The following is a 15,618-nucleotide window of genomic DNA, read 5'->3' on the forward strand; positions in this document are numbered from 1 at the left end:
CTTATAATTGATCGCACTCACGCATGATGCGATCTGTTATTACCCTGGAACACAACCATGACCCAAGCCCTCGACAAGTTGGTCGGCCCAGTACCTGCTGCCATCGTCAACCTCGCCCGCTTACAGGTCACCCCGTACGAAGGGCGTGTCGCCGAGTTCAATGTAGCCGCCTGGTTGCACTTGCCCGGGCTGGCCAACCTGCCGGTGTCTTTGCTGATCAGCTACCGTGACGGCGGCAACCTGCGCGAAGTGATGGTCGACCACGGCAAGGTCAATCAACACAGCAAGATTCTGCTTTCCGGTGTGGCACGCCTGCCGGTCAAACAGAAAATCGAAGACATGCAGGTGCGCCTGCGCTCGGCCGTATCGGCAAACAGCCTGATCGTCGAAGAGTTGTTTGTGCAGGCCGTGGAACTGGCACAAGCCGACAGCCGCCAAGCACTCGCTTAAGCCACTGCGAAGCAACCCAAAACCCCGCGCACTGTCGCGGGGTTTTGCATTCAACCCGAGACCACACCACTGGGCGTTTTGCTGGACGGTGCCTCAGGCAGCGCTACAGCTGAGGGCTCGCCGGAAGGCGTAGCGGTATTGACCAGAGATTGTGGCCAGCTGCTGAAACGCAGCCCGGTAATACGATTGAGGCGCTCAAGGGCCTCCTGAGGATTGCGCTGATACAGATGAATCACTTTGCCTTTGCTGGCTGTCATAACGCCTTCACACTCCGCTAATCCCTGCCCTGCTGGCAACCTGATCGCTATCTGCAGTTGCGATAGCCAGAAACGTGCCAGCCTCCCTTTAAAGCGTGTTTGGTGACCCTCATGGTCACCGGTGCCATCATGCGCCATCAGTGCAGCGCCGCAAACTGACGTTTTACGTCACTCGGCAGCGTCAGCCTGAGGCTGCAGCCACTGCGCAAGGTCTGCCGCAAACAGTTGCGTCTGCTCGTCCTGCAAACGCTGCAACCCGCTGCGCAGCGACGGATACCAGGGTTCCTCAAGTTGCTCAGGCAGGTTCTCCACCCGAGGTAACGGCCACGGGCTATGGCTCAGTAGTTGTTGCACCGGGTAATGACTGAGATCGCGGCTCAACACCCACGCACCGGGACCGGTCGAGGCAATCAATTTCTGCTGTTCGAGGAATGCCAGAATCTCTTCCCACTCGTGCTCGGCCAATTGCCAGCCTTGGCGCTGTACGTCACGTAAACGCACCTTAAGGCCTGCTTGCTGGCGCTCATAAAACACCCGTAGCACGCCGAAGACTGTCAGCAAGCGCGGCATGGCACGCCTGCGCCATTGCTGGGAAATCCCCAGGTTGCACACCAACTCCGCGCCGAACAGCACGATCAGCCAGGACAGATAGATCCACAGCAGAAACAGCGGCACCGTGGCAAAGGCGCCATAGATCAGTTGATAGCCGGGAAACAGACGCACATACAGGCCAAACAGCATCTTCGCCACTTCAAACAAGGTGGCGGCAAACAAGCCGCCCAATAACGCATGTTTTAGCGGCACCTGGGCATTCGGCACCGTGGCATACAGCAAGGTGAAGGCTGCCACGCTGAACAGCAGCGGCATGAATTTCAGCAGCGCCTGCATGCCAAGCAGGGCATCCGGCCCGGAGATCAGCGACAGCGAGGTGATATAGGTGCTGATGGCAAAGCCACCGCCCAGCAGCAACGGCCCCAGGCTAAGAATCGCCCAGTACAGCAGAAAGCTGGAAACACCCCGGCGCGGCTGGCGCACGCGCCAGATGGTGTTGAAGGTTTTCTCGATGGTAACCAGCATCCAGAACGCCGTAGCCGCCAACACCACCACGCCCACCCAGGTCAGCTGGCGCGCCTGGGTGGTGAAATCACGCAGGTATTGCTGCAGGGTTTCACCAGCCGAGGGCACGAAGTTGCGGAAGATAAAACTCTGGATTTGCTCGCCGGTATCCTGGAATGCCGGGATGGCCGACAACATGGAAAACGTCACGGTCATCATCGGCACCACCGCAAACAGGGTGGTGTAGGTCAGCGCCGCCGCATTGTTGGTACCTTGATCAGCGATAAACCGCTGCAACAGGAAACGCCAGAACTCCAACAGGTTAATAACACGCTGCCGCATGCACTCTCCTTAGCCACCCGCGCTCAGCAACCTGCCATGGACGCAGGCGTAAATGCCGTTAGCGGGTAGAATAGCCGCCATCGATGGCCACAGGCGACCCGAACATGACCAATCTGACGCTTTACCATAACCCGCGCTGCTCGAAATCGCGCAGCGCCCTGCAACTGCTCGAAGAACGCGGACTCAACCCCAACATTGTGCGCTACCTGGAAACACCGCTGAGCGCCGCAGAACTGCACGAACTGCTGCGCAAGCTGGGCATTCGCGCCCGCCAGTTGCTGCGTACCGGTGAGGATGAGTACAAAGCCCTCGGTCTGAACGACCCAGAATTGACGGATGAGCAGTTGATCGCCGCCATGGTCAGCCAACCCAAACTGATCGAGCGCCCCATTCTGGTTGCAGGCGACAAAGCCGTGGTTGGCCGGCCACCGGAAAGCATTCTGGAGATCCTGCCGTGAGCGCGCCCTACATTCTGGTGCTGTATTACAGCCGCCATGGCGCCACCGCCGAAATGGCCCGGCAGATTGCCCGCGGCGTCGAAATGGGCGGCCTGGAGGCGCGCCTGCGTACAGTGCCGGCTATTTCCGCCGAATGCGAAGCCACTGCCCCTGCGATTCCGCCGGAGGGCGCGCTGTACGCCAGCCTGGATGACCTGAAGAACTGCGCCGGCCTGGCGCTCGGCAGCCCGACCCGCTTCGGCAACATGGCCGCACCACTGAAGTATTTTCTCGATGGCACCAGCGGCCTGTGGTTGACCGGCGGCCTGGTCGGCAAACCGGCAGGTGTATTCACCTCCACGGCCAGCCTGCATGGCGGCCAGGAAAGCACCCTGCTGTCGATGCTGTTACCGCTGCTGCACCACGGCATGCTGATCACTGGCCTGCCCTACAGCGAAGCCGCACTGCTGGAAACCCGTGGCGGCGGCACGCCTTATGGCGCCAGCCACCATGCCGGCGCCGATGGCAAACGCGCCCTGGATGAACACGAAACAGCCCTGTGCCGCGCGCTCGGCCAGCGCCTGGCACACACCGCAATCAAACTGGAGAGTGTCCGTGGCTAGAATCGTCAAACCGCTGCCCAGCCTGGAATGGCTGCAACCGCGCCTGAACATCAGCCGCGTCGCCAGCCTGCTGAGTTTCTTTAGCCTGACCGCCCTGCTGCTGGTGTGGAATCTGCACTACGCCAACATCCCCGGCAAACTGCTGTGGGTCATCCTTGGCTTGCAGCTAACCCCGCTGCTGCTGCTCGCCCCAGGCCTGCTGCTGGGCAACGCGCGTGCGCATGCCTGGGCCTGCTTCGTGGTCAACCTGTACTTTATCCAGGGCGTGCTCGCTGCTTTCGACCCAAGCAAAGCGCTGTATGGCTGGCTGCTCACCCTGCTCAGTTTCAGCCTGTTCTGCGCAGCGTTGATGTACACCCGCTGGCGCTTTCAGTACGAACGCAAGCTGGCGGGGGAATAACGGCGCATCCCTAACCTCAAAGCAACACCTGCAAGTGCCGTTGCTTTGAGGTGGGCAGTTACCAGCCCAGGGTTTCCTTGAGGAAGGGAATGGTCAGCTTGCGCTGAGCCTGCAACGAGGCCTGATCGAGGCGCTCGAGCAATTCGAACAGCGCACTCATGCTGCGCTCACCGCGGGTCAGAATAAAGCGCCCAACCTCATCACTGAGGTGCAGGCCACGGCGCGAAGCGCGCAGTTGCAGGGCGCGCAACTTGTCCTCATCGGACAGCGACTGCAGTTGAAACACCAGCGCCAGGGTCAGACGCGATTGCAGATCCGCCAACTTGATTGGCAGCTCACGCGGCGAAGTACCCGCCGCCAACAGCAAACGTCGACCGCTGTCACGCAGACGATTGAACAGGTGAAAGAGCGCCTCTTCCCACTCACTGTTGCCAGCCACGGCATCCAGATCATCCAGACAGACCAGCTCACACTGTTCAAGGTTATCCAGCAGCGCCGGGCCATACTCGACCACCTCGGCCAACGGCAGATACACCGCTGGTTCGCCACGCTGCTCAAAACGCAGACACGCCGCCTGCAACAGATGACTGCGCCCAACGCCCTCACCACCCCACAGGTAGATCAGGCTTTCGGTCCAGCCAGCATCGGCCTCACACAGCCGCTCGACATAGCCGAGGGCCGCCGCATTGGCGCCGGGGTAATAGTTGGCGAAAGTGGCGTCATCACGCAGACGCACACCTAAAGGCAGTTGTATGGGTGTCATGCTGGGTTGGGCGGCTCGTCGGAACCGCTGGCTGGCTCACCGTAAAGATCGGAAAGTTTATATAAATCATGCAGATGACGCACTAAAACCATGATCACCGCTGCTACCGGCAGGGCCAGGAGGATGCCGGTAAAGCCAAACAGTTGGCCGCCGGCCATGATGGCGAAGATCACCGCGACTGGATGCAAGCCGATGCGATCGCCCACCAGCATCGGCGTCAGCAGCATGCCTTCAAGCATTTGCCCAACGATAAAGACTGCCGCGATACCCAGCAGCGGGTAGAAATCCAGACCAAACTGGAACAGCCCCGCCGTCAGCGCCGCGCCGATACCCACCACCACACCGAGGTACGGCACGATGCTGGCCAAGCCAGCCAGCACACCGATCAGCAAGCCAAGCTCCAGGCCAATCACCATCAGGCCGGTGGCATACAGCACGCCCAACGCCAGCATCACTAGCAACTGACCACGCAGGAAAGCCCCCAGCACTTCATGGCATTCGCCAAACAGCTGCACGATCAGCCCCTCGCGACCACGCGGCAGCAAGCTGCGCAGCTTGGCGACCATCAGGTCCCAGTCACGCATCAGGTAAAAACTCACCACCGGAATCAGCAGCAGGTTGGCCAGCCAGGCCAGCAGTGCCATGCCCGAGGCCGTGGCCGTGGACAGCAGCGCACCAACGATATCGGTGGTTTTGCCCAACTGTCCGGAGAATGCAGTTTTCAGCTGATCAAAACGCCAGAAACCCTCGTTCAGCCCGAGCTTGAGCTGAATCCACGGCAACGCCTGGTGCTGAAGCCAATCAAGCATTTGCGGCGCCAGTTCGTACAAGCGCACCAGCTGTTTGCCCAGCATGGGCACCAAGACCAGCAGCAGAATGGCCATGATCAGCGTGATCAGGGCAAACACCACCACCACGCCCCAGGTCCGTGACAGTTTCCAGCGTTCCAGACGGTCAACCAGTGGATCACCCATGTAGGCCAGCAGAATGCCGATCAGAAACGGCGAAAGAATCGGTGCCAGCAGGTACAGCAGCCCCCCCAGCAGCAATGCCGCAACTATCCATATCCAACGATGCGAATCGATCATGCCCTGCGCTCCATATGCCCACTGCTATCCAGAAATCTGCCCGAGCTGTACCTCAGCTCATATGAAAACCGCAGCTATGAGCTGCGGTTTTCAACTTGAGAAGGCGCTATGCCCGCAGTCTACCAGCGAAACTTCAACACATTTTCCGGCGCTGCCGCAGCAGGCTCAGCAGCCGCAGCTGGTGGCGTGAGCGACTGCCCGGCATCCACCGCCGCCTCGGCCGGCACTTCCTGCAAACGCGCCAACGCCAGTTGTGCGCGCAACTGTTCAGTATTGGCATTCACCGCAAAGGTCAGCGTATCGCCCTGAACCTTGCGCAACTGCGCGGCAAAGGGCTCAAGAATGCGCTGCAACTCGGCATAGCGCGCCAGGTCAACGCCTTGCACCTGCACGGTCAGGGCCGTGGCCGCACCAGGGGCGACAATAAAGCGTGGTGCCAAACGCTGATTGACAGCCAGCAGGATGGCATCGGCCAACGCCGCCTGGTCAGCGCCCTGCACGGTGCCCTGCTCGCGCTCATCACCCAGCCACAAGCGCCACTCGGCCTGCCACTGACCATTGGCCTCGCGCGCGACGACCGCCAGCAAGGCATCGGCGGCGTAGCGCTCGGAGGCTTCACGCAAGGCAGCCGGATCATTCGCAGTGAGGTTTTCCGCAACCGCCACCAGTTGCTCGGAAAGATCGGCCAGTGGCAAGCGCAGCGGCAGACCACGGTGCTGCGCAGCCTGATTGAGCGGCGCAGCAGCAGCCTGGCCATCACCAAGCAGACGACTGCCATCGCTGGCATCACTCAACCACCACAGCAGGATGCTCGGGCGATTGGCGCCCCACAGCGCCAGACCGGCCTGCCGCAGGCTGCGGTCGGTACTCTGTGGGTCAAAGTCGACCAGCAGTTTGTCGTCTTCATAGCCATATTGGCTGACGATCTGCTGCGGATCCTTGTACAGCGCCACCAGGGCCGGGTTCTGCGCCGCATCGACCTTGCCGGTAAGGCGCAACACCAGGGTATCCAGCGCCCGGCTTAGAGCGGCCGCGCGCTCTTCCGGCTGCTGGCTGCTGACCGTTTCACGCACTTGGTACAGGTCAGTCACGGGGGCAGCAAAAGCTGGCAGGCCGAACAGCGACACACAGACAAGAAACAGGCGAGCGGTCAAACGCATGGATGGATTCTCGACGGACGGAAAGTGGCGCGCAGGCCGGGTTGAAAAATACTCGCCCCTGCCAACAGCGCAGCAGGCAGAGGACACAAGCGTGAGTTTAGGGCTGTCAGGGCGCATTCCAAAGCCATTTTCACCGCCCAGCCGGCAGTAACGCTCCATATACAGCCGCTGGCTACCTTAAACAGCCGCCCCAACTGCCGCAACCTTAGCGGGTGGCCGCTGCCGGGCAAGCCTGATAAAATCGCGCGCCTTCGCAGACCGGCCGCCACAAGCGCCGGTGCCTATCCGAATTTCCCCTAAAGGCCTGGATCTATGAGCAAGCAACCCTCCATCAGCTACAAGGACGCAGGTGTAGACATCGACGCGGGCGAAGCCCTGGTCGAGCGCATCAAAGGCGTGGCCAAGCGCACCGCGCGTCCGGAAGTCATGGGTGGGCTGGGCGGCTTCGGCGCGCTGTGCGAGATCCCGGCCGGCTACAAGCAACCGGTGCTGGTCTCCGGCACTGACGGCGTAGGCACCAAGCTGCGCCTGGCGCTGAACCTGAACAAGCACGACAGCATCGGCCAGGACCTGGTTGCCATGTGCGTCAACGACCTGGTGGTGTGCGGCGCCGAGCCGCTGTTCTTCCTCGACTACTACGCCACCGGCAAGCTCAACGTTGACGTGGCCGCCACCGTAGTCACCGGCATCGGCGCCGGTTGCGAACTGGCTGGCTGCTCCCTGGTTGGCGGTGAAACCGCTGAAATGCCCGGTATGTACGAAGGCGAAGACTACGACCTGGCCGGCTTCTGCGTTGGCGTGGTGGAGAAAGCCGAAATCATCGACGGTTCGAAAGTCGCCACCGGTGACGCGCTGATCGCCCTGCCGTCCTCCGGCCCGCACTCCAACGGCTACTCGCTGATCCGCAAGATCATCGAAGTCTCCGGTGCAGACATCGAAACCACTCAGGTCGATGGCAAGCCGCTGACCGACCTGCTGATGGCGCCGACCCGCATCTACGTCAAACCGCTGCTCAAGCTGATCAAGGACACTGGCGCCGTCAAAGCCATGGCCCACATCACCGGCGGCGGCCTGCTCGACAACATCCCACGCGTACTGCCAAAAGGCGCACAAGCCGTGGTCGACGTGGCCAGCTGGACACGCCCGGCGGTCTTCGACTGGCTGCAGGAAAAAGGCAATGTGGATGAGCACGAGATGCACCGCGTACTCAACTGCGGCGTCGGCATGGTGATCTGCGTGGCGCAGGATCAGGTCGAAGTCACCCTGCAAACCCTGACCGCCGCAGGCGAGCAGCCTTGGGTGATCGGCCAGATCGGTGAAGCCGCCGAAGGCGCTGCACAGGTCGTATTGAACAACCTGAAACAGCACTGATGCCAGCACAGTGCAATGTGGTGGTGCTGATCTCCGGCTCCGGCAGCAACCTGCAGGCGCTGATCGACAGCATCGCCCATGACGGCAATCCGGCACGTATCAGCGCGGTGATTTCCAACCGCGCCGATGCCTACGGCCTGGAGCGCGCCAAACAGGCCGGCATCGCCACCGCCGTGCTCGACCACAAGCAGTTCGATGGCCGCGAGGCCTTTGATGCTGCACTGGTCGAGGCCATTGATGCGTTTGATCCGCAGCTGGTAGTGCTGGCCGGCTTTATGCGCATCCTCACCCCCGGTTTCGTTCGTCACTACGCCGGCCGCCTGCTGAATATCCACCCGTCTTTGCTGCCGAAATACAAAGGCCTGCACACCCATCAGCGGGCGTTGGACGCCGGCGACAGCGAGCATGGTTGCAGCGTGCACTTCGTCAGCGAGGAACTCGATGGCGGACCACTGGTCGTACAGGCAGTGGTACCGGTACAGTCGGATGACTCGCCCAGCAGCCTGGCGCAGCGCGTGCACGAGCAGGAACACGTGATTTACCCGCTGGCCGTGCGCTGGTTTGCCGAAGGCCGTTTACAGCTGGCCGCGCAGAGGGCGATGTTGGACGAGCAACTGTTACCGAGTACCGGACACCTTATTCGAACTTAGGAGACACCATGGGTCGCGCCTTACTGTTCGCACTAACGCTTCTGAGCCTGCCGGCACTGGCCGTCGAGCTGAAACCCTTCTCCGCCAGCTACACCGCCGACTGGAAGCAACTGCCCGTCAGCGGCAGCGCCGAACGCAGCCTTGAAGCGCTGGATAACGGCGTGTGGAAGCTGAACTTCGAAGCCTCCATGCTGGTCGCCAGCCTGACCGAACAAAGCACCCTGCGCGTGGATAAAGAAGTCTTCCTGCCGCAGACTTACCTGTATGAACGCAACGGCCTGGGCAAGGGCAAGAAGATCGAGCACGACTTCGACTGGAGTGCCAAACAGGTTATCGGCAGTGATCGCGACACGCCGGTGCGCCTGCCACTGAACCGTGGCCTGCTGGACAAATCGACCTACCAGTTGGCCCTGCAATATGACGTGGCCGCTGGCACCAAGAGCATGAGCTACCAGGTGGTCGATGGCGACGAAGTGGAAACTTACGATTTCCGCGTGCTGGGTGAAGAAACCGTGCGTACCAAGGCCGGCCTGATCGATGCGATCAAGGTCGAACGCGTGCGTGACCCGACACAAAGCAGCCGCAAGACCATCCTCTGGTTTGCCAAGGACTGGGACTTCCTGCTGGTGCGCCTGCATCAGGTCGAGAAAGACGGCAAGGAATACCAGATCATGCTCAAGGACGGCACTGTCGACGGCAAAGCCGTTGAAGGTCGCCAGGACTGAGTTATAGCGAATAAAAAAGCCGAGCTAAGTGCTCGGCTTTTTTATGGGCGGGTGTCTGCGGGCAAGGCCCTGCGCCATCACCACATCAGATCATCCGGCACCTGATAGGCCGCATAAGGATCATCGGCATCCGGCGCTTCGGTCGGAGTGTTGAGTAGCACCACGCGCTGAGCATCACGTTCCTGAATCTTCAGCGCGGCTTCACGCGGGATCACTTCATAGCCACCGCCGTGACGGACGATGGCCAGCGAGCCGCTGCTGAGCTTGTTGCGCATCAGGCTATTGACCGACAGACGCTTGACCTTCTTGTCGTCAACGAAGTTGTAGTAATCCTCGGTAGTCAGCTTGGGCAGACGCGAGACTTCGATCAGCTGCTTGATCTGCGCGGCACGAGCCTTCTGCTCGGCTTTTTCCTGTTGCTGGCGGTTCAGCTCCTGATCGCGCGCGGCCTTTTCAGCCATGGCCTGCTGGGCGGCGAGCTTTTGCGATTCGTCCTTCTCGGCCTGACCTTTATTCACCAGGCGCTGCTGTTTCTGCTGCTGTTTGCCGGCCTGCTTGGCCTGCTTTTCGTTGACCAGCCCGGCTTTAAGCAACTGATCGCGTAGTGAGAGAGCCATAACCTACCTTTCCAACCTTCAATATTAAGTGGGCGTACCCAGCGCAATCGTGACGCGCCATCCACCCTATGGGCTCAGCAGCTCGGGGTCTGCTTTTCCAGTTTCTTGGCTTCGCCCCAGAGCGCGTCCAATTCATCCAGGGCGCAATCTTCCATGCTGCGCCCCGCTTCGCGCAATGCCTGCTCAATAAAACGAAAACGCCGTTCGAACTTGGCGTTGGCCGCCCGCAGCGCCGTTTCCGGATCAACCTTCAGGTGCCGGGCCAGGTTGCTGACCACAAACAGCAGATCGCCGATTTCTTCACCAATCGCCTCGGGGTCGTTCTCGCTCATGGCTTCGAGCACTTCATCCAGCTCTTCGCGCACCTTGTCGACCACCGGCAAGGCCTCGGGCCAGTCGAAGCCGATCTGAGCGGCGCGCTTCTGCAACTTGATTGCCCGGCTTAGCGACGGCAGCGCCGTGGGCACATCGTCAAGCAGTGAGAGCTGCTCAGGGGCATTAGCCTTCTCGGCGCGCTCTTCAGCCTTGATCTCCTCCCAACGCTGTTTGACCGCAGCCTCCTCCAGCTTGGCCACGTCCACAGCGCCGTACAGATCGCCATCGGGGAACACATGAGGGTGGCGGCGAATCAGCTTGCGGGTAATGCCATCCACCACCTGGGCAAATTCGAAGCGGCCTTCTTCACGGGCCAACTGGCTGTAATACACCACCTGAAACAGCAGGTCGCCCAGCTCACCGGGCAGATGATCGAAGTCGCCACGCTCGATGGCATCGGCCACTTCGTAGGCCTCTTCGAGGGTGTGCGGCACGATAGTCGCGTAACTCTGCTTGAGGTCCCAGGGACAGCCATGCTGCGGGTCGCGCAGCCGGGCCATCAGGTGCAGCAGATCGTCGAGTTGGTACATAAGATTCCTTTACCTACGTAGCCCGGATGCAATCCGGGAATGCCTGTACGCAATTCCCCGGATTGCATCCGGGCTACGGTATTGAGACTTAACTGACCCGGTGGCGACGCGCCTCAATAATGTTCGGCAGCTGAGAAATCCGCCCCAGCAGCCGGCCCAATGCATCCAGCCCAGGAATCTCCACGGTAATCGACATGGACGCGGTGTTGTCGTCCTTGTTCGAGCGGGTATTCACCGCCAGCACATTGAGCTTCTCGTTGAGCAGCACCTGGGTCACGTCACGCAGCAGACCGGAACGGTCGTAGGCCTTGATGATGATGTCGACAGGATAGGTCTGCACCGGCACCGGGCCCCAGCTGACCTGGATGATCCGCTCCGGCTCGCGCCCGGCCAGTTGCAGCACCGAGGCACAGTCCTGGCGGTGAATGCTCACGCCACGGCCCTGGGTGATGTAACCGACAATCGGGTCACCCGGCAGCGGCTGGCAGCAGCCGGCCATCTGCGTCAGCAGGTTGCCGACCCCCTGAATCTGGATATCGCCGCGCTTGCCCGGCTTGAAGCCCAAGGCCTTGCGCGGGATCAGTTCGAGCTGCTCGTTGACCCGATCCGGCTCGACCAGTTGCTGCGCCAGGTTGACCAGTTGCACCAGACGCAGATCACCGGCGCCGAGGGAAGCAAACAGATCCTCGCTGGTTTTCAGGTTGGCCTTCTCAGCCAGTTTGTCGAAGTCCACATGCGGCAGGCCTAAACGCAGCAGTTCGCGCTCAAGCTGCTGCTTGCCGGCGGCAACGTTCTGGTCGCGGTCTTGCAGCTTGAACCAGTGGACGATCTTCGCCCGTGCCCGGCTGGTGGTGACGTAACCGAGGTTGGAGTTCAACCAGTCGCGGCTCGGCGTGCCGTGCTTGCTGGTGATGATCTCCACCTGCTCGCCGGTCTGCAGGCTGTAGTTGAGCGGCACGATGCGCCCGTTGATCTTCGCACCACGGCAGTTATGGCCGATCTCGGTGTGCACGCGGTAGGCAAAATCCAGCGGCGTGGCGCCCTTGGGCAGGTCAATGGCATGACCGTCCGGGGTGAAAACATAGACCCGGTCCGGCTCAATATCCACGCGCAGCTGTTCGGCCAGACCGCCGATATCGCCCAGTTCTTCATGCCATTCAAGCACCTGACGCAGCCAGGAAATCTTCTCCTCGTAATGGTTGGAGCTGGCTTTGACGTCGGTGCCCTTGTAGCGCCAGTGCGCGCACACGCCCAATTCGGCTTCTTCGTGCATCGACTGGGTGCGGATCTGCACCTCCAGCACCTTACCTTCCGGGCCGAGCACGGCGGTGTGCAACGAGCGGTAGCCGTTTTCCTTGGGGTTGGCGATGTAGTCGTCAAACTCTTTGGGAATGTGCCGCCACAGGGTGTGGACGATACCGAGGGCGGTGTAGCAATCGCGCACCTGCGGCACCAGCACGCGCACCGCGCGCACGTCGTAGATCTGGCTGAACTGCAGGCCCTTGCGCTGCATTTTGCGCCAGATCGAGTAGATGTGTTTGGCCCGACCACTGATGTCGGCTTTGATCCCGGTGGCTTCCAGCTCGCTGCGCAACTGGTCCATCACTTCATTGATGTAGTGCTCACGGTCCAGCCGGCGCTCGTGCAGCAGCTTGGCAATCTGCTTGTACTGCTCGGGCTCCAGGTAGCGGAAGGACAGGTCCTCCAGCTCCCACTTGATATGACCGATGCCCAGGCGGTGGGCCAACGGTGCATAGATATCGAACACCTCACGGGCCACGCGCTGGCGCTTCTCGTCGTCAGCGCCCTTCACCGCACGGATCGCACAGGTGCGCTCGGCCAGTTTGATCAACGCCACGCGCACGTCATCGACCATCGCCACGAGCATCTTGCGCAGGTTTTCCACCTGGGCCTGGGAGCCGAGCACCAGGGAATCACGCGGGTTCATTGAGGCGCTGATCGCCGCCATGCGCAGCACGCCTTCCACCAGCTTGGCCACCACCGGGCCAAAGCGCTGATGCACCAGCGCCAACGGCACCTTACCCTCACGCACGCAGCGGTAGATCACGGCAGCGACCAGGGAATCCTGGTCGAGCTTGAGATCGGCGAGGATTTCGGCGATCTCCAGACCTGCGCGGAAACTCGATGCGCCCTCGGTCCACAGGTTCTGCGCGGCATTGGCCTGCTGCTCGGCCTCACGGGCGAACTCGCAGGCATCACGCAGGGCGTCACGATCCAACGCCGGATCGACACTCAGTACATGCCCGAGCCAGGCTTCAAGGTTGATGCTGCCGTCATCGTTGATCGGCTGATGCGCTCTGACCTGAACCATCTTGCTACCTTCCCTACGGCAGAGCAGAGCCTGCCGAATAGTCGCCAGCTTCTATGAGCCGGTCGGTTGAACCGCTTGAAAGCGCAATCCCTGTGCGCCCCGTTACCACTCACTGGGCTATTGCCCCGGTAAAGCCTTACCCCAGGTATCAAGCCTGGGGGCGAACAAACAACGCCATCGCTTCGACGTGCGCGGTTTGCGGAAACATATCGAGGATACCGGCACGTTCCAGCCGATACCCCTGCGCCAGCAATTCGGCGCTGTCACGGGCCAAAGTCGTCGGGTTGCACGACACATACAACACCCGTTTGGCACCCAGCGCCGACATCTGCTGTACCGCCTGCAGCGCACCGTCACGCGGTGGGTCCAGCAGCACGGCAGCAAAACCGCCCTGCGCCCAGCTGGCATCGGCCAGCGGGTTGGACAGGTCGGCCTGGAAAAAGTGCGCGTTGCCCAGGCCATTGCTCGCAGCATTTTCAGCGGCGCGCTCAACCATGGTTTGCACGCCCTCCACCGCCACCAGCTCGCGCACCCGCTGGGCCAAGGGCAAGGCGAAATTGCCCAGACCGCAGAACAGATCCAGCACCCGCTCATCGGCCTGCGGCGCCAGCCAGTCCAGCGCCTGCGCAACCATGGCGTCATTCACCGGCTGGTTGACCTGGACAAAATCACCGGGCCGATACGTCAGGTCGAGGTCAAACGCATCCAGGCGATAACTCAGTGGCTGCGCTGGCTCAAACGGCTGCGGCTCAGCCGTGCCGTGCAACCACAGCTGCGCCTTCTGCTCAGTGCAGAAGGCCTGCAAACGGGCCAGGTCCGCTTCGCTCAACGCAGCGGTATGTCGTATCAGCACAGCACTGGAGCTGCCGCTGAACAACTCGACATGACCAATGGCCTGAGGTTTGTCCAACGCACGCAACACCTGAGGTAGCGCGCGCAGGATCGGTTGCAAGGGTTGTACCAGCACCGGGCAATCGCTAATGGCGATGATGTCCTGGCTGGCCGCTGCGCGAAAACCCACGTCCAGGCGCTTGGCCTTGTTGTCCCAGCGCACAGCGATGCGCGCGCGACGGCGATAGCCCAGCTCAGGGCCGACCAATGGCGCAGCCCACTCTTGCGGCTCAAGATTGGCCAAGCGGCTGAGTTGTTCGGCGAGCATGCGCTGTTTCAGGGCAAGCTGATCGGCATGGGGCATATGTTGCAGGCTGCAGCCACCGCAGACTTTGGCATGCACGCAAGCCTCGCTACGCCGCTCGGCACTGGCGGTGAGAATGCGCTCAACCCGCGCCTCGACCACCTTGCCGTGGGCACCGAGCACCCGCGCTTCGATCTGCTCGCCGGCCAGTGCGCCGCTGACAAACCAGGTGCGCCCCTCGCTGAACGCGATGCCGCGGCCGTCGTTGGCCAGGCGCTCGATAGCCAGTTTCTGCTTTTTGCCTACTGGCACCTGCGGCGTGCGGGAACCACCGCTGGGTTGAAAGCGCAGACCGCCGTCTTTCTTGGCCATCAGTTGCTCTGGCCATCCGTAACGGGGGCGTCGTAAACGCCGCTGGACAGGTAACGGTCGCCACGGTCACAGATGATCGCCACCATCACCGCGTTCTCGACTTCCTGGGACAGGCGCAGCATCGCCGCCACCGAACCGCCGGAAGACACCCCGCAGAAGATGCCTTCTTCGCGCGCCAGGCGGCGCATCACGTCTTCGGCTTCCTGCTGGCCCATGTCGATGATGCGGTCCACCCGCTCGGCCTGATAAATCTTCGGCAGGTACTCCTGCGGCCAGCGGCGAATACCAGGAATCGCCGCGCCTTCCATCGGCTGCAGACCGACAATCTGCACCTCGGGCTTCTGCTCTTTCAGAAAGCGCGAGACGCCCATGATGGTCCCAGTGGTGCCCATCGAGCTGACGAAATGGGTGATCTGCCCGCCCGTCTGCTGCCAGATTTCCGGGCCGGTGCTGGTGTAGTGAGCAATCGGGTTGTCACCGTTGGCGAACTGGTCGAGCACCTTGCCCTTGCCGTCAGCCTGCATCTGCAGGGCCAGGTCGCGGGCTTCCTCCATACCGCCGACCAGAATCAGCTGCGCGCCGTAAGCGGTCATCGCGGCCTTGCGTTCGGCGGTGGAGTTGTCCGGCATGATCAGCACCATGCGGTAACCCTTGATCGCCGCCGCCATGGCCAGGGCGATACCGGTGTTGCCGCTGGTGGCTTCAATCAGCACATCACCGGGCTGGATATCGCCGCGCAATTCGGCGCGGGTAATCATCGACAACGCCGGACGATCCTTTACCGAACCGGCCGGGTTGTTGCCTTCCAGCTTCAACAGCAAGGTGTTGCTGGTGTTGCCCGGCAGGCGCTGCAGGCGCACCAATGGGGTGTTGCCGACGCAATCGGCGATGGTTGGGTAATGCAGGCTCATGGCGAACGAGATGATCCAGAAGCA

General features: G+C 61.5%; 17 protein-coding genes. 7 read left to right on the plus strand and 10 right to left on the minus strand.

What is annotated here, in order from left to right; all coding sequences use genetic code 11:
• The first annotated feature begins 57 nt into the window (after positions 1-57).
• Positions 58-450, plus strand: coding sequence for a hypothetical protein (locus ACOCLD_RS14745; protein ID WP_392539669.1), 393 nt, complete (start codon positions 58-60; stop codon positions 448-450).
• A gap of 50 nt (positions 451-500) precedes the next feature.
• On the opposite strand, the gene ACOCLD_RS14750 is transcribed toward ACOCLD_RS14745, so the two are convergent.
• Both ACOCLD_RS14750 and ACOCLD_RS14755 read right to left on the minus strand, forming a co-directional pair.
• Positions 501-707 carry a hypothetical protein gene (locus ACOCLD_RS14750; RefSeq protein ID WP_422909701.1) on the minus strand — a complete coding sequence of 69 codons (207 nt, stop codon included), beginning with the start codon at positions 705-707 and terminating at the stop codon, positions 501-503.
• Positions 708-875: 168 nt separating this feature from the next.
• Positions 876-2,105 carry a virulence factor BrkB family protein gene (locus tag ACOCLD_RS14755; RefSeq protein ID WP_422909702.1) on the minus strand — a complete coding sequence of 410 codons (1,230 nt, stop codon included), beginning with the start codon at positions 2,103-2,105 and terminating at the stop codon, positions 876-878.
• Between the two features lie 104 nt (positions 2,106-2,209).
• Between ACOCLD_RS14755 and arsC the strand changes: the two genes are divergently transcribed.
• The 3 genes from arsC to ACOCLD_RS14770 are packed head-to-tail and all read left to right on the plus strand — an operon-like array spanning position 2,210 to position 3,565.
• Positions 2,210-2,563: an arsenate reductase (glutaredoxin) gene (gene arsC, locus ACOCLD_RS14760; RefSeq protein WP_233684578.1), complete on the plus strand. Its 354-nt coding sequence runs from the start codon at positions 2,210-2,212 to the stop codon at positions 2,561-2,563.
• A complete protein-coding gene (wrbA, locus tag ACOCLD_RS14765; protein WP_392539672.1) occupies positions 2,560-3,165 on the plus strand; it encodes an NAD(P)H:quinone oxidoreductase in 606 nt (201 codons plus the stop codon). Before arsC ends, wrbA begins: the two co-directional genes overlap by 4 nt.
• Positions 3,158-3,565 (plus strand): DUF2069 domain-containing protein, encoded by a 408-nt coding sequence (locus ACOCLD_RS14770; RefSeq protein ID WP_422909703.1) that lies wholly within the window; start codon positions 3,158-3,160, stop codon positions 3,563-3,565. The genes wrbA and ACOCLD_RS14770 overlap by 8 nt, the downstream gene beginning before the upstream one ends.
• A gap of 58 nt (positions 3,566-3,623) precedes the next feature.
• On the opposite strand, the gene hda is transcribed toward ACOCLD_RS14770, so the two are convergent.
• From hda to ACOCLD_RS14785, 3 genes are all read right to left on the minus strand, one after another.
• On the minus strand, positions 3,624-4,328 hold the full coding sequence (gene hda, locus ACOCLD_RS14775) for a DnaA regulatory inactivator Hda (protein WP_108489847.1): 705 nt from the start codon (positions 4,326-4,328) through the stop codon (positions 3,624-3,626).
• Positions 4,325-5,416 (minus strand): AI-2E family transporter, encoded by a 1,092-nt coding sequence (locus ACOCLD_RS14780; protein WP_422909704.1) that lies wholly within the window; start codon positions 5,414-5,416, stop codon positions 4,325-4,327. The genes hda and ACOCLD_RS14780 overlap by 4 nt, the downstream gene beginning before the upstream one ends.
• 119 nt (positions 5,417-5,535) lie before the next feature.
• Positions 5,536-6,576, minus strand: coding sequence for a DUF2066 domain-containing protein (locus ACOCLD_RS14785; RefSeq protein ID WP_422909705.1), 1,041 nt, complete (start codon positions 6,574-6,576; stop codon positions 5,536-5,538).
• 312 nt (positions 6,577-6,888) lie between these two features.
• Between ACOCLD_RS14785 and purM the strand changes: the two genes are divergently transcribed.
• The 3 genes from purM to ACOCLD_RS14800 are packed head-to-tail and all read left to right on the plus strand — an operon-like array spanning position 6,889 to position 9,322.
• Positions 6,889-7,947 carry a phosphoribosylformylglycinamidine cyclo-ligase gene (gene purM, locus ACOCLD_RS14790; protein WP_233684573.1) on the plus strand — a complete coding sequence of 353 codons (1,059 nt, stop codon included), beginning with the start codon at positions 6,889-6,891 and terminating at the stop codon, positions 7,945-7,947.
• Positions 7,947-8,597 carry a phosphoribosylglycinamide formyltransferase gene (gene purN, locus ACOCLD_RS14795; protein ID WP_422909706.1) on the plus strand — a complete coding sequence of 217 codons (651 nt, stop codon included), beginning with the start codon at positions 7,947-7,949 and terminating at the stop codon, positions 8,595-8,597. Before purM ends, purN begins: the two co-directional genes overlap by 1 nt.
• A gap of 8 nt (positions 8,598-8,605) precedes the next feature.
• Complete coding sequence (locus tag ACOCLD_RS14800; protein WP_422909707.1) at positions 8,606-9,322, plus strand: DUF3108 domain-containing protein; 717 nt, start codon at positions 8,606-8,608, stop codon at positions 9,320-9,322.
• 77 nt (positions 9,323-9,399) lie between these two features.
• Here the strand turns inward: ACOCLD_RS14800 and ACOCLD_RS14805 are convergent, their stop codons facing one another.
• The 5 genes from ACOCLD_RS14805 to cysM form a co-directional block, all read right to left on the minus strand.
• Positions 9,400-9,939: a DUF2058 domain-containing protein gene (locus tag ACOCLD_RS14805; protein ID WP_422909708.1), complete on the minus strand. Its 540-nt coding sequence runs from the start codon at positions 9,937-9,939 to the stop codon at positions 9,400-9,402.
• A gap of 74 nt (positions 9,940-10,013) precedes the next feature.
• The gene (gene mazG, locus ACOCLD_RS14810; RefSeq protein ID WP_422909709.1) at positions 10,014-10,844 is read right to left on the minus strand and encodes a nucleoside triphosphate pyrophosphohydrolase; all 831 of its coding nucleotides are present in this window, start codon (positions 10,842-10,844) and stop codon (positions 10,014-10,016) included.
• Between the two features lie 88 nt (positions 10,845-10,932).
• Complete coding sequence (relA, locus tag ACOCLD_RS14815) at positions 10,933-13,176, minus strand: GTP diphosphokinase (RefSeq protein WP_233684568.1); 2,244 nt, start codon at positions 13,174-13,176, stop codon at positions 10,933-10,935.
• Between the two features lie 148 nt (positions 13,177-13,324).
• Positions 13,325-14,683, minus strand: coding sequence for a 23S rRNA (uracil(1939)-C(5))-methyltransferase RlmD (rlmD, locus tag ACOCLD_RS14820; RefSeq protein ID WP_422909710.1), 1,359 nt, complete (start codon positions 14,681-14,683; stop codon positions 13,325-13,327).
• Positions 14,683-15,594 (minus strand): cysteine synthase CysM, encoded by a 912-nt coding sequence (cysM, locus tag ACOCLD_RS14825; RefSeq protein WP_422909711.1) that lies wholly within the window; start codon positions 15,592-15,594, stop codon positions 14,683-14,685. The genes rlmD and cysM overlap by 1 nt, the downstream gene beginning before the upstream one ends.
• Positions 15,595-15,618: the final 24 nt, after the last annotated feature.

Origin of the sequence: Pseudomonas cimarronensis (genome assembly GCF_049331905.1) — a bacterium.
In the GTDB taxonomy this organism is placed as follows: domain Bacteria; phylum Pseudomonadota; class Gammaproteobacteria; order Pseudomonadales; family Pseudomonadaceae; genus Aquipseudomonas.